The organism is Campylobacter sp. CN_NE2 (assembly GCF_027797465.1).
Taxonomy (GTDB): Bacteria; Campylobacterota; Campylobacteria; order Campylobacterales; family Campylobacteraceae; genus Campylobacter_B.
In genome coordinates this window covers 601,492-615,327 of sequence record NZ_CP115608.1, presented here as the reverse complement: position 1 = coordinate 615,327, position 13,836 = coordinate 601,492, and the positions used below count along the sequence as shown (strand labels likewise).

Here is a 13,836-nt window from a genome sequence, read left to right as displayed (position 1 = left end):
TTTTTCCTTTAAAATTTCTCTTTTATCAAACTTCCGATTCCGTCATCCGTGAAAAGTTCAAGTAGCAGTGAGTGTGGAATTTTGCCGTTTATGATATGAGCTGAACCCGCACCTGCCTTTACACACTCTAAACAAGCATCCATTTTTGGGATCATTCCGCCGCTAATGGTGCCGTCTTTTTTAAATTTGTTTATCAGTTTTTCATCTAGTTTGCTAATTAGTTTTCCTTCTTTATCCAAAACGCCGTCAATGTCGCTTAAAAATATCACTTTGTCTGCTTTTAAGGCACTTGCGACTTTACTAGCGCAAAGATCGGCATTTATGTTATAGCTTACGCCGTTTTCATCGGTTGCAAGTGGAGCGATAACCGGCAAATAGCCTTTTTCAAGCAAATCATTTATGAAATTTGTATTAACTTCATCTATCACGCCGACAAAGCCGTATTTTTTCTCATCTAAAAATTTAGCTCTTAATAAATCGCCGTCTTTTCCGCTAATGCCGATTGACGGGGCCCCGTTTTGATTTAAAAGTGCAGTGATTTCTTTATTTACCAAACCGCTTAAAACCATTTCGGTTACTTCAACGCACTCTTTGCTTGTAACTCTAAGTCCGTCTTTAAATTCGCTTGTAATGCCGATTTTATCAAGTGTTTCGTTGATTTTTTTGCCGCCGCCATGCACGACGATGATTTTAATGCCAACCATATGTAAAAGCACAATATCTCGTGCAAAATTTGCTTTTAAATTTTCATCTATTTGGGCTGCGCCACCGTATTTGATGACAAAAATCTTGTCTCTAAATTTGCGTATGTATGGAAGAGCTGAGATGATGATCTCTGCCGTTCTACTCTTTCTTATCATAATTTTTCCTTAAATTTTTATTTTATAAATTAAATTTGTTTTTTTAAGGGGGAAGTGGGCTGACTTGCGAAGCGCCCCCTTCCCCCTTAACAACCCCCAACCCCTGCACGCTAGAAGTGGCAAATTTAAAAAACTTTCGTTTTTTAAATTTGGTTTTTACTGACGGCTTCGCCGTCTTATCAATAATAAAGTCAAATTCTATGAATTTGTTTCAAACAAAAGAACTATTCTATCAAATTTTGCTTTATATAGCTTTTAATTTTGTCTTTAAAATTCTCACTTAGAGTTAAATTTAGCCTTATTATCGAAGTTGGCAAATCAAAATTTTTTATTTTTGCGTAGTCTTTTTCGGTGATTAAAAGGCTTGTGGCGTTGTGAATTTTTAGCAAATTTTCAAGTTCATCTTTTTTAAAATCATAGTGATCCGGGTAAAAAATTTGAGCTTTTGTTTGCGCAAAAAACTCTTTTAAACGCCATGGTTTAGCGATGGCTGAAACCAAAATCATATTTTTTGTAGGATTTAAAATTTGCGAATTTGCAAAAATATCGCCGTCGGCGGGAATAAAATCTGCAAATTTAGCAAAAAACAGCGGATAACGATATGCCGAGCTTGGAATAGTAAAAGGAAGCGTCGGCAAAGGGCGTGGCAAAAGTAAAATATCAAATTTCAAAATATCAAATTTGCCAAATCCGTCATCAAGCAAAATCAAATTTGCTCCCATTTGCTTAGCTTTTTCAATGGCGATTTTGCGATCTTCGCTAACTATGACATTTGCGTTATTAAGAGCCAAAGCATATTCCATTGCTTCATCGCCACTTTGAGTCGTATCGCATAGAATTTCGCCGTTATCGCAAACTAAAATCATACCTTTGCTTTTTCGTGCGTATCCACGCAAAATAATAAAAATTTTGTATTCGCTAGAAAATTTGTTAAAAATCGCCTTGCAAAGGGGCGTTTTACCGCTTCCGCCAAGTGTGAGATTTCCGACACTTATAATAGGAATTTTAAAATCCTGCGGTTTGGCAAAAAGCTTTTTTAGGCAAACTATTAAGCTATAAAGTGCCGAAAGCGGAAGCAAAAAAATCGCCAAAACTGCGCCAAACGGGCTTGGTTTCCAAAGAAATTTCTCAATGCCAAGAGCAAATTTATTAAACACGATTGACTGCTATTTCTTTTATTTTTTTGCAAATATAATAAACTTCATCATCGCTTAAAGCTGCGTATATAGGAAGCGATAGAATTTGCTGATAAACTTTTAGGGCATTTGGAAATTCATTTACTTTGTAGCCATATTTTTTCTTGTAATAACTAAGCAAGTGAATCGGTATATAATGAAGCGATACATTTATGCCGTTTTTTATCATTTCTCTGGCGAAATCATCGCGATTTTTATCGACTTTGATGATATATTGCGAATAAATATGCTCGTCATTTCCGACAGGAAGCGTGATGTGTGGGGTATCGCAAAGCTCATTTTGATAAATTTGAGCTATTTCTTTGCGACGAGCTATAAATTTAGCCGTTTTTTTAAGCTGAGATTTTGCGTAAGCTGCATTTATGGCGTTTAAGTCGTATTTAAGTCCTACATCTTCTATGTCATAAACATAGGTGATATTGCCGCTTTTATCAAATCCTTCTGAAATAATACCGTTATCTCGCAAAAGCACAGCTCTTTTGGCGATTTCTTCGTCGTTTGTAGTGAAAAATCCAGCCGAGCTTACGGCATTTTTGACTTGCGGATTTATCTGAAAACATGAAATCGCGGATTCTTTAATCGAGCCTAGTTTTTTACCTTTATAGGTTGCACCCATAGCTCTACTTGCGTCATCGATTATTTGAACGCCGTATTTTTTTGCAATGTCATAAATGGCGTCCATATCGGCACTTTTACCTGCGATATGCGTGATGAAAGCGCATTTTAGGTGTTTGTGATTGCCGTTTTTTAAGATTTTTTCGAATTCATCGACATTTATATTAAAATCATCTGTGTTTATATCACATAAAACAGGCGTTGCGCTTAACGCACAAATCGCACCAGCAATATGCGGAAAGGAATTTACCGAACAAATTACTTTATTTGCTTTTTTAACTCCTAATGCACAAAGTGCCAAATAAATCGCCGCTGCGCCGTTGTTTGTGGAAACTGCGCATTTCGTGTCGAAATATTTTTTTATATCAGTTTCAAAAGAATTTACAAATTTGCCTTCGTTGTCGCTTAGTGCTTCTAAAAGTAACTCTTCTTCTTTTTTGTCCGTCCATGCTTTAAAAAACGAAATTTCACGCATTATTCGTCCTTAAATTTTTTCTTATTTTTGCTATTTTTGGTTGAATTAGTTTAAATTTATTTGTTTTTATTCGAGTGGTTACAAAATTTACCAAATTTTCGCCAAATTTGGTTTTTAAATCATCTAAATTTACCTTATTGTCGTAAATTTGCGATAAAACAGCATCTAAATTTTTATATGAATACCCAAGATCCTTTTCGTCGCTTTGACCGTTCCAAAGGTCGGCACTCGGGGCTTTTTTGATGATTTTGTTATCTATTTTTAAAAATTTAGCAAATTCAAAAATTTCGGTTTTAAAAATTTCCCCTATTGGATTAAAAGCACACGCCATATCGCCGTAAATCGTGCCATAACCTAGTAATCGCTCACTTAGATTACTCGTTCCTACGACCACGCCGTGGTTTTTCGCACTATAATCAAAAAGCAAATTCATACGAATTCTAGCCGTAAAATTGCCGATTTCAAGTTTGGTTGAGTTTGGCTGAATTTTTAAATACTCATCTATAAACGGCTGAATTTGGATAATCTCGTAGGGAATTTTAAATTTATCGCAGTGCGTGGTTGCGTCTTTTAAATTTTTTGAATTTGAATATTTTGTAGGAAGTATAACTCCAAGCGTTTTTGCGTTTTTAACTTTACTGCAAAGTGCCGAAACAACGGCACTATCAAGTCCCCCGCTAATACCGATGATAAAGTTTTTTTGTTTTGTTTTTTTTAGGCTATTTTCCAAAAAAACAAGCAATTTTTTTTCTAAATTTTCGTAATCCATACTTTTTCCTACAAAATTCAATAATTTTAGCTCTTTTTTGATAAAATACTCATAAATTTAAAGGAAAAATTTATGGAAATTTTAAGCAAACCTTGCGGCGATTTTATGACAAATTGCTACATTTTAAAAGGAACAAGCGGAGAAATAGTAATCGATCCAGGTCAGGGTAGTTTTGCGTGGATAAAACAAAACACTAAAAAAATTTTAGCTGTTTTTAACACACACGGGCATTTTGATCACACATTTGATGATGAAAATTTGCAAATTTTAGGGCATAAAATTTATATTCATGAAAAAGACGCCTTTTTTCTTGAAAAAGATCCATTTGGGTATCTTGCAAACTGCGTAACGCCTGATATTTTGATAAAAGATGAAAACGAGTTTTTTCTTGGCGAAAATGATGAATTTAAGGTTAAATTCTTGCATTTTCCCGGACATACGCCCGGAAGCACTATGATAAAAATCAACGGCACTGTTTTTAGCGGAGATGTGCTATTTAAGGGAAGTATCGGCAGATATGACTTTCCGTATTCAAATGCAGATGATATGAAAAATTCGCTTTTAAAAATTTTACAAATCAAAGAAAATTTTGAAATTTATCCCGGACACGGACAAAAATCAAATTTAAACGATGAACGAAAAACTATTGAGTATTTTTTGAGATTTTTTAGATAAAAAAATATCCGTGCCAAAACAAATTTGACACGGATTTATAAATTTTTAAGTTCTTGTATTTTTTAATTAAATGATTTTGACGCCATCATTCTTCGTGTAAAACTCTCTCATAAGTTTTACAAGCTTTTTCGTGACCGCCGTCACAAGCTTTTTTTAGCCAAAGCAGGGCTTTATCGTGATCGTGTTCTGCGCCTTGGCCGACAGCATAAAAAAGTCCTGCCCTATAACAACCATTTAGATTATGTCCTGTTTCACAAGCATTTTCGTAAAGTTGGTGTGCTTTTTCATGATCTTTTTCTAATCCGTCTTGACCACGATAATATTTCATACCTAGCTCAACACACTTTTCCCAATCCCCGCCGTCACAGGCTGCTTGAAGTTCTGCGTTTGCAAAAACCGCACTTAAACTTGCTGCACAAAATGCTGCAATCAAAAACATTTTTTTCATTTTTAATCCTTTCGCATTTTCTGGATTTAACTTTTTAAATGCGAGTGCATTATACTCTGAATTTTTAAATATATATTTACTTTTTTAATTTATTGATAATTTCTATATGATATATCGTAAAAGTATAATTTAAATTTGCGTCCAAATTTACGGACGCAAATTACTTTTTATTATTCGTCTTCGTGCAAAACCCTATCATACATTTTGCATGCTTTTTCGTGATTTCCGTCACAAGCTTTTTTTAGCCAAAGTAGGGCTTTATCATGATCATGTTCTGCGCCCTGACCGATAGCATAAAATGCTCCTGCTCTATAACAACCATTTAGATTATGTCCTGTTTCGCACGCTTTTTCATAAAGTTGGTGTGATTTTTCGTGGTCTTTTTCTACACCGTCGCCTTTGTAGTATTTTATGCCAAGTTCGACGCATTTATCCCAATCTCCGCCATCGCATGCCTTTTGTAGCTCTTCGCTAGCAAACAAACTTGCTGCCCCTAACAACGCTAAGAAAACTAATTTTTTCATAACCTTGCTCCTTTTAAACAAAAAATTTCTCTTTTCAAGGGCGCAATTATACTCCAAATTTTTAATTTTGGAGCAAATTTTTTATAAATTTTTTGTTTTTTCACATAGTTTTTTTATAAAAATTATAAGATATTCTAAATCTGCCCTGTTTTAGGCATAGATTTGTAAATTCAAATGAAATTTTTTCTGAATTTTTCAGCAAATTTAGATTGAAATTTTAACATAAACCCTTTTTGGTGCGGGGTAGTTTTCGATCGTCAAATTTGGATTATTTGGATTTAGAAAATTTTCTAAACTTTGCCCTAAAATCCAATCCGTTTTGCGTTGCTCGTTTAGATCTGTCGGCTTAGTTTCTAGCACTTCAAAACTGCTAAATTTGGCTCTTTCGCACCAGTTTTGTAAAGCGTTTATGGTAGGCACGAAATAGATATTTGGAATTTTTGAGTAGGTATTTTTTGGCGTAAGTGCAAATTCACCGTCCCCGTCAATATACATAGTATCCAAAAAAACTTCACCACCATTATTTAGGCTCTGTTTTAAATCTTTGAGCATTTTTATCGGATCGCTTCTGTGATAAATCACGCCTAGACAAAAAATCGTGTCAAATTTATGCTCGTAATTACTCAAATCTTCCACGCCTTTAAGCTCGTATTTTATGGGACTTTTGGCAAATTTATTCAAAAAACTAAACTGCAAAAATGTCCGCATGCTCGGATCAAATCCAACTAGCTTTTTGGGCGAAAGTTCTAGCATACGAAACATATAGTACCCATTATTGCACCCGACATCTGCTACGACCTTACCTTGCAAATTTAGATATGGTTTTAGGATATTGAATTTAATCTGGCTTTGCCACTCGCTGTCGATAAATGTCTCAAAAATCTCAAAAGGACCTTTTCGCCAAGGGCGTAAATCCATTGCTAAATCATAAATTTGCTTTTTAAATTCAGCGTCTGCGTTTTGATTAAAAATTCGCACGACATCGCCAAAATCCAAATCTGCGTCCAAATTTGGCAAATTTTCAATTTTTTTTAAAAGTTTGGTTTGTATTTTGTCAAATTTCATAAATTTATCCTAAAATTTTTGTGTTATACTAGCGTTTTTTAAATTCCAAAAAGGTTAAAAATGCAAAAAATTATGAGTTATTTTAGGCAAATTTGCGAGATTCCGCATTTAAGTTACGAAACCGAAAAACTGCGCGATTTTTTAGTGAAATTTGCAAAAAAGCACGAATTTAGCGTGGAAGTTGATAACGCAGGAAATATTTATGTCTGCAAAGGTGAGCCAAAAATTTGCCTGCAAGCGCACTATGATATGGTTGGAGTAGGACTTGCGCCGCAAATCGAGCTAGTAGAGCAAGATGGCTTTTTAAGTGCAAAAAACTCATCGCTTGGGGCTGATAACGGGATTGGCGTAGCAATTATAATGGCGATGATGAGCGAGTTTGAGAACTTCGAAGCGGTCCTTACAAACAACGAAGAAGTGGGGCTCTGGGGCGTTAGAGAATTTAACGCAGATATAAAAAGCAAAAAAATGCTAAATTTAGACAGCGAAGATGAAAACGAAGTCATAATCGGGTGCGCAGGAAGTGCCGAAATTCGCGCTTTTTGCGACAGCGCGCGCGAGAAAAAAAGTGGCTTTTGCTATGAGATTTTTATCGATGATTTTCCAGGCGGTCATAGTGGAATCGAAATTCATAAAAACCTGCCAAATGCGATTAAATTTTTAGCCGAATTTGTCGCTAAAAACGGCGGTAAAATCGCCAAATTTAGCGGCGGCGAAAGGGCAAATTCAATCCCTGCAAAAGCTAGTGCGACTGCAATTTTTAAAAATGAAATTTCAAATTTTCCATATTTTATTAAACATAAATTTTTAGGGTTTAAAGAGTGCGAAATTTATGAAAATTCGGACAATATTTTAAATCTCATTTGCGAATTTAAGCAAGGCGTTAGGGATTTTAACGATGAGTTAAATTTGCCCGGGACTAGCATAAATTTATCTTTGGCTGGTGAAAAAAACGGCAAATTTGAACTTTTGTTTTACGCTAGATCGATGAGCGAAAAGGGCTTAAAAGGGGTGAAATATCAAACCAAAATGTCGGCTGAGAATTTTGGCTTGGAGTGCGTTTTTGACGAAACTAGTCAGCCGTGGCAACCGCAACGAAGCGAATTTAGCGAATTTATCTTAAAAAATTTGCAAAAATTTGTGCCAACTGCGAAGCTTGGTGCCGTCCATGCCGGATTAGAGTGTGGCGTTTTTATCACAAAAGATAGCGCTATACAGGTAGCTTCGATTGGTCCAAATATCATTTCACCACACAGCACGCATGAAAAAGTCGAGCTAAAATCTGTCGAAAAAATCCTAAACGCAGTGCGTGAGATAATGACAAACACGCAAAATTTATAAAATTTTATCCTTGCTTTTGCAAAGGTGTGCTAAAAAGCACTCTTTGCAATTTGGTTTTACAGCTTTGCAAGTATATCGCCCAAATAGCACCAAAGCTTGGTGCAGATAGTTTAAATCGCTTACAAATGCCTTTGTAAGGTCGTTTTCGGTAAGTTCTGGCGTTTTTGCGTTACTTAGCCCAAGCCTGTGCGAAACGCGAAAAACATGTGTATCCACGGCGATAAAATTCGCCCCGCAATGCTCGATTAGCACGACATGGGCTGTCTTTTGCCCGACCCCTGCAAGGCTAAGCAAATCCTTTTCATTTAGCGGGATTTCGCCACCGAAATTTTCCACCACAGACTTTGCCATTTTGATTAAATTTTGCGCTTTGTTGTTAAAAAAACTGCACGAATTTATCAGCATTTTAACTGTGCCTAAATTTGCATTTGCCAGCGAGTGTATGTCAGGAAACTCCCTAAATAGCGCAGGTGTGATTAAATTTACCCGTTTATCGGTGCATTGTGCGCTAAGCATAACGCAGACGATTAGCTCGTAAAGATTGCGAAATTTAAGCTCAGTTGTTGGCTCGCCAAAGTACTCTAACAATAAATTTTTAATCTCTTTTATATCTTTTTTCGTTCTCATAAGCACCATTTTACACTAAATTTAATAAAAATAATTTAATTATTAACCACATTTAGCTATAATTTTCGCGAAAATTTTTTTATTAAGGAATGTAAATGAAAAAGATTGTTTTTTCTGCACTTAGTTTGGCTGTGGCTGTAAGCCTAAATGCGACCGTTTTTGCAACCGTAAATGGCAAAAATATCACTGAAAATGAAGTTATTCCGATGTTAGCAGGTAGTGGTATAGCTCCAAACGAACTTGCTAATATGCCAGCAACTGCCAAAAAAGAGATACTTGATAGAGTTATTACTCAGCAACTTTTAGTCGATCAAGCTAAAAAATCAGGCGTAACAAATGACGAACTTTATAAAAAAGAGCTTGAAGTTCAAAAAGATATTTTGGCTGTCCGTGTTTGGCAGGCAAAACAAGCAAATAACATAAAAATAAGCGATAGTGAAGTTCAAAATTTTTATAACAAAAATAAAAGCAAATTCGTAGAACCGCCTTTGGTTCAAGTTCGCCACATTTTGGTTAAAACAGAAGCCGAAGCAAAGGGAATTATCGGCGAGTTAAAAGGTCTAAATGGCGCTGCTCTTACTCAAAAATTTGCTGAAACTGCTGCTGCTAAATCAATCGAACCGGCTGCTAAACAAACAGGTGGTGCGTTGCCTCCGTTCCCAAAAGAAGGCGCTATGGTTAAACCTTTTGCGGATGCAGCTTTTGCTATGAAAAAAGGCGAAATCTCAAAAAATCCTGTTAAAACTGAGTTTGGTTATCATGTAATCTTAAAAGAAGATGAAAGAGCGCAAAGACAAGTGCCTGTAAATGAAGCAAAACCTATTATCGAGGGTGTGATTCGCCAAGAAAAAGCAGCTGCAAATTTACAAAAAACAGCACAAGATTTGTTTAAAAAAGCAAAAATCGAATATAAATAATAAATTTTAGGAGGTTGGGCTATGGGAGTTTTAGATATTGTAAAGCCCGGAGTTTTATTTGGCGATGAAGTAAGCAAACTTTATAAGTACGCACAAAGCGAGGGTTTTGCAATCCCTGCTGTAAATGTTGTCGGAAGTCACTCTATAAATGCTGTTTTAGAAAGCGCAAAAAAAGCCAGTTCGCCTGTGATTATCCAGTTTAGTAATGGCGGAGCGAGCTATTATGCTGGCAAAGAGTGCGAAAACGGCGCTATTATGGGTGCAGTTAGTGGGGCTATGCAGGTTCATTTATTAGCTAAATATTACGGCGTGGCGGTAGTTTTGCACACAGATCACGCCGCAAGAAAACTGCTTCCTTGGATAGATGGCTTACTTGAAGCTAGTAAAAACTATAAAAAAGCTCACGGAGTGCCGCTATTTAGCTCTCACATGCTAGATCTTAGCGAAGAGAGTTTGGAAGAAAATTTAAGCACTTGTGAAGAGTATCTTAAAAAAATGAGTGAGCTAGGAATTTCCCTAGAAATCGAGCTTGGCGTAACAGGCGGCGAAGAAGACGGCGTAGATAATACAGGTGTGGATAACGCACTTTTATACACACAACCAGAAGATGTCGCTTTGGCGTATGAAAGATTATCAAAAATTAGTCCGAATTTTAGCATTGCAGCAAGTTTTGGAAATGTGCATGGCGTGTATAAACCGGGAAATGTCGTGCTAAGACCAGAAATTTTGCGAAATTCGCAAAAATTTGTAAAGGAAAAATTTGGTTTAAATGACGAAAAACCTGTAAATTTCGTTTTTCACGGCGGAAGCGGTAGCGAGATAAAAGACATTAAAGATGCCGTTAGTTACGGCGTGGTTAAGATGAATATCGACACCGATACGCAGTGGGCATTTTGGGACGGAGTAAGAGAGTATGAGCTAAAAAATAGGGCATACTTGCAAGGTCAAATCGGAAACCCAGAAGGCGAAGATAAACCAAATAAAAAATACTACGATCCACGCAAATGGCTAAGATGTGGCGAAGAAAGTATGGTAAAAAGGCTTTTAACGGCGTTTGAGAATTTAAATTGTATAAATAAAAACTAAGGCAAATTTCATGGAAAACAGAAGTAGCGAAGTTTTGGATTTAACACTGCCCGAAAACAACGAACGCTCCCAAATAGGAGTCTATCTAAAAATTGTTTTCGTGCCGATTGCGATTTTTGTGGTATTTTTGCTCGGATTTTTAAAAGTTATCGATTTTAAGGTCGAGCTTCACTCGATTGTGATGATGGCGGTTTTGCTTGTCATCGCGCTTATTTTGGCGCGTCATAACGCAGAATACGGTTGTTGCGCATTTGAAAGCAGGATCGATAATTTCAAAAAAGAGCTTAAAGAGTTCATTATGTCGCACCTTTTAGTCATCGCAGGTAAGAAAAAAAGCGACGCTAAATTTGAAGATTTTAGTGATGAATACGCACTAAATTTGCGAAATCCAAACTACGCTTCTGTTGCAGCAGGAATTTTCCCAATGCTAGGAATTTTAGGAACCTTTATCAGTATTGCCATTTCTATGCCGCAGTTTTCTTCAAGCGATATAAATTCGCTCGAAAAAGAGATTGCTCAGCTTCTTGGCGGCGTTGGAACGGCGTTTTATGTCTCTATTTATGGTATTTTTCTTGCACTTTGGTGGATTTATTTTGAGAAAAAAGGCATTAGCAAATACCAAAATTTGGTTACAAAATACAAATTCGCTACAAGAAACTTTTTTTGGCATAAAGATGAGATTATGCAAAGCTATTTGCAAGAAATTTTGGATAAAAATGAAAAAGTGGCAAAGCACTTCGAAAGTATGGCAAGTGGCGAATTTAACGAAAAACTTAGCAGGTCGATTGAAGAAAAATTCCAAAATTTTCAAAAGATTGTGAGCTTAGAAGAAGAGACACTTAGACTTACTTCTGCCGAGCTTGAAAAATCAAACGAAATGCTTGTAAATTCGAATATCACGCAAAAAAGAGTAAGCGAAAGCTACGCTGAGATTATTTCGATTTTAAAATCCGTTTCGCAAAATTTAGCCTATATCCAAAAGGGCGTTGCCGACGAGCAGGTCAAATTCGCAAATTTTACCACGCAAAAAACGGATAAATTTGAAAATATTGCAAATTCGTTATCACAAGAGTTAAAAAATTTGCAAAGTTCGCTTGGTTCGCTAAATTCTCAAATTTTGCAAAATAAAGAAATTTTAAATCAAAGCGTCAAAAGCGAAATAAAAACAATAGTCGATGATTTTAAACAAATTTTTAAAGACGAAAATATCGGTAAATTCGATAACTCCGACATTATCGAAGAGCTTAAAAAATCCCTTGCCGATATTGATTTAAAAGAAAAAGAAAATGAAAACTAACAACGAAGAAAGCTCATTTTGGGTCGTTTATGCAGACTTGATGGCTGGTTTGCTATTTGTTTTTGTTTTGCTTGTGGGCGGGATTATCGTTAAATATTTTTTAACTCAAACCAGCCTAGAAAGCACCGAAAGCGCCCTAGAACAGCAAAAAAAAGATTTCGCAAGTGCGATTTTAAGTCTGCAAAATGAAGAGAAAAAAACCGCCGAGCTAGAAGCGTTAAATAAAATTTTCAACGAACGACTTGAAGAGCTAAATGTCGAAAATGTCGATTTGCGTAAGCAAAACTCGATATATTTTATCCAAATCGAAGATCTCACCGAAATGGCAGAAAAGCTGAAAAAAGAGAATTTCGATATGAACGAAATTTTGCGAAACCTAGAAGCGCAAAAAAACGAAGCCAACGCGACAATCACACAAAACGAGCTTAAAATCGCATTTTTGCTCGATCAACTCAGCCAAAAAGAGAGCGACTTCAACCAAATTTTGCGTGATTTAAATGTTACAAAAAACCGAATTCGCAACCTAACGGGTATGAAAGTTAAGGTCATAGCCGACATAAAAGAGAAACTTAGCGATAAAATCAGCATTGACGAAGAAAGTGGCGCGATAAAACTTTCATCGCAAGTGCTTTTTGACAAGGGCGAAGCAGTCTTAAAAGACGAAATCAAAAACGAGCTTGAAACCACGCTAAAAAGCTACTTTGAAACGCTTTTAAACAACGATGAGATTAGAGCAAATTTAGATCAAATCATCATCGAAGGGCACACTGACAGCGACGGCGAGTATCTTTATAACCTTAAACTATCGCAAAATAGGGCATTGGAAGTGATGAATTTCATAAATTCATGGAACACCGACGAGCGACTTCGAAAATATCTCATCGCTAGCGGTAGAAGCTTTATGTCGCCTGTGCTAACTGGTGGCGTCGAAGATAAAGACGCTAGTAGGCGAATTGAGATCAAATTTACGCTTTCGAACAAAGAAGCGATGGAAGAAATTCGCAAATTTTTAGAATATGACGGAAACAAAACAGCAAACTAGCCTAAATTTCGGCACTTTGCGCGACCACGCCTTTGAATTTGAAAATCCAAAAATAGAGCAAATTTGCATTGACGGCTTTAAATTTTGGCTTTTGCGGGACGACCTGCTGGGCGTAATTAACGGCAACAAAGCCAGAAAACTGCACTACTATCTAAACGCCGATTTAAGCAAATTTAAAAAAATCGTCAGCTACGGCTCATCTCAGTCAAATGCGATGTATTCATTAAGCGTTTTTTCTAGGCTAAAAGGGCTTGATTTCGAGTTTGTAGTTGATCACATAAGCGAAAATTTAAGGCAAAATCCGTGTGGAAATTTCAAATTCTCGCTTGAAAATGGTATGAAAATTTATGAAAACAAAAATCGCCGCCAATTTGCGCTAAGTCTTTGCGATGATAGTGCGATTTTTATCGAAGAGGGCGTAGCGCAGGGCGAAGCTGAGTTTGGTTTTGCCGTGCAGGGCGAATTTATCGATAAATTTGCCACCACGCACGGGCGAGATTTTGACATTTTTTTGCCAAGCGGAACGGGGGCGAGTGCGTGTTATCTAGCAAAACATACCAAATTTAGCGTTTTTACCACGCCTTGTGTGGGCGACAGGGCGTATTTAAAAGAGCAAATTTTAGCCCTAGATAAAACTTCAAAAGTGCAAATTTTGCCCCCACCACGCAAATTTCACTTTGCAAAACCTTACGCCGAACTTTATGAAATTTGGGAAAAAGCCCACGCACAAACCGGCATAGAATTTGATCTAATCTACGACCCTGTGGGACTTCTCACGCTTTTAGCTAACCGCGAAAAATTCGCAAACGAAGTTTTATATATCCACCAAGGAGGAATTCTCGGCAACATTTCGCAACTGCAACGATACAAGTATAAAAATTTGATGGGCAAGGAATAAA

General features: G+C 36.5%; 15 protein-coding genes. 7 read left to right on the top strand and 8 right to left on the bottom strand.

All coding sequences use genetic code 11. The features are described from left to right. Nucleotides 1–8: 8 nt before the first annotated feature. The 4 genes from argB to PF028_RS02980 form a co-directional block, all read right to left on the bottom strand. The gene (argB, locus tag PF028_RS02995) at nucleotides 9–860 is read right to left on the bottom strand and encodes an acetylglutamate kinase (RefSeq protein ID WP_270860285.1); all 852 of its coding nucleotides are present in this window, start codon (nucleotides 858–860) and stop codon (nucleotides 9–11) included. 224 nt (nucleotides 861–1,084) lie between these two features. Continuing rightward, a complete protein-coding gene (locus PF028_RS02990) occupies nucleotides 1,085–2,017 on the bottom strand; it encodes a tetraacyldisaccharide 4'-kinase (protein ID WP_443101038.1) in 933 nt (310 codons plus the stop codon). Then, nucleotides 2,010–3,146, bottom strand: a complete 1,137-nt coding sequence (locus tag PF028_RS02985; RefSeq protein WP_270861258.1) for a DegT/DnrJ/EryC1/StrS family aminotransferase — start codon at nucleotides 3,144–3,146, stop codon at nucleotides 2,010–2,012. The genes PF028_RS02990 and PF028_RS02985 overlap by 8 nt, the downstream gene beginning before the upstream one ends. Continuing rightward, on the bottom strand, nucleotides 3,139–3,915 hold the full coding sequence (locus PF028_RS02980; protein ID WP_270861257.1) for an NAD+ synthase: 777 nt from the start codon (nucleotides 3,913–3,915) through the stop codon (nucleotides 3,139–3,141). Before PF028_RS02980 ends, PF028_RS02985 begins: the two co-directional genes overlap by 8 nt. A 72-nt stretch (nucleotides 3,916–3,987) precedes the next feature. On the opposite strand from PF028_RS02980, the gene PF028_RS02975 reads away from it, so the two are divergent. Further along, nucleotides 3,988–4,590: an MBL fold metallo-hydrolase gene (locus tag PF028_RS02975; protein WP_270861256.1), complete on the top strand. Its 603-nt coding sequence runs from the start codon at nucleotides 3,988–3,990 to the stop codon at nucleotides 4,588–4,590. Nucleotides 4,591–4,675: 85 nt separating this feature from the next. Here PF028_RS02975 and PF028_RS02970 read toward each other — a convergent pair whose 3' ends face one another. The 3 genes from PF028_RS02970 to cmoB form a co-directional block, all read right to left on the bottom strand. Next, on the bottom strand, nucleotides 4,676–5,038 hold the full coding sequence (locus PF028_RS02970) for a tetratricopeptide repeat protein (protein ID WP_270861255.1): 363 nt from the start codon (nucleotides 5,036–5,038) through the stop codon (nucleotides 4,676–4,678). A 170-nt stretch (nucleotides 5,039–5,208) separates the two neighbouring features. Continuing rightward, a complete protein-coding gene (locus PF028_RS02965; protein WP_270861254.1) occupies nucleotides 5,209–5,562 on the bottom strand; it encodes a tetratricopeptide repeat protein in 354 nt (117 codons plus the stop codon). A 204-nt stretch (nucleotides 5,563–5,766) separates the two neighbouring features. Then, nucleotides 5,767–6,627 (bottom strand): tRNA 5-methoxyuridine(34)/uridine 5-oxyacetic acid(34) synthase CmoB, encoded by an 861-nt coding sequence (gene cmoB, locus PF028_RS02960; RefSeq protein WP_270861253.1) that lies wholly within the window; start codon nucleotides 6,625–6,627, stop codon nucleotides 5,767–5,769. 60 nt (nucleotides 6,628–6,687) lie between these two features. Here cmoB and PF028_RS02955 point away from each other — a divergent pair, with 60 nt between their 5' ends. Then, nucleotides 6,688–7,968, top strand: coding sequence for an aminoacyl-histidine dipeptidase (locus PF028_RS02955; RefSeq protein WP_270861252.1), 1,281 nt, complete (start codon nucleotides 6,688–6,690; stop codon nucleotides 7,966–7,968). Here the strand turns inward: PF028_RS02955 and nth are convergent. After that, on the bottom strand, nucleotides 7,963–8,595 hold the full coding sequence (gene nth / locus PF028_RS02950; RefSeq protein ID WP_270861251.1) for an endonuclease III: 633 nt from the start codon (nucleotides 8,593–8,595) through the stop codon (nucleotides 7,963–7,965). The two genes, PF028_RS02955 and nth, sit on opposite strands and share 6 nt — an antisense overlap. 95 nt (nucleotides 8,596–8,690) lie before the next feature. Here nth and PF028_RS02945 point away from each other — a divergent pair, with 95 nt between their 5' ends. From PF028_RS02945 to PF028_RS02925, 5 genes are read left to right on the top strand one after another with little or no spacing between them, the layout of a single operon-like run. After that, nucleotides 8,691–9,512, top strand: a complete 822-nt coding sequence (locus tag PF028_RS02945; RefSeq protein WP_270861250.1) for a peptidylprolyl isomerase — start codon at nucleotides 8,691–8,693, stop codon at nucleotides 9,510–9,512. 21 nt (nucleotides 9,513–9,533) lie between these two features. Beyond that, complete coding sequence (gene fbaA / locus PF028_RS02940; protein ID WP_270861249.1) at nucleotides 9,534–10,598, top strand: class II fructose-bisphosphate aldolase; 1,065 nt, start codon at nucleotides 9,534–9,536, stop codon at nucleotides 10,596–10,598. 10 nt (nucleotides 10,599–10,608) lie between these two features. Continuing rightward, nucleotides 10,609–11,895 carry a MotA/TolQ/ExbB proton channel family protein gene (locus tag PF028_RS02935; RefSeq protein WP_270861248.1) on the top strand — a complete coding sequence of 429 codons (1,287 nt, stop codon included), beginning with the start codon at nucleotides 10,609–10,611 and terminating at the stop codon, nucleotides 11,893–11,895. Continuing rightward, nucleotides 11,885–12,937 carry an OmpA family protein gene (locus tag PF028_RS02930; RefSeq protein ID WP_270861247.1) on the top strand — a complete coding sequence of 351 codons (1,053 nt, stop codon included), beginning with the start codon at nucleotides 11,885–11,887 and terminating at the stop codon, nucleotides 12,935–12,937. The genes PF028_RS02935 and PF028_RS02930 overlap by 11 nt, the downstream gene beginning before the upstream one ends. Continuing rightward, the gene (locus PF028_RS02925) at nucleotides 12,912–13,835 is read left to right on the top strand and encodes a 1-aminocyclopropane-1-carboxylate deaminase (protein ID WP_270861246.1); all 924 of its coding nucleotides are present in this window, start codon (nucleotides 12,912–12,914) and stop codon (nucleotides 13,833–13,835) included. Before PF028_RS02930 ends, PF028_RS02925 begins: the two co-directional genes overlap by 26 nt. Nucleotide 13,836 lies beyond the last annotated feature (1 nt).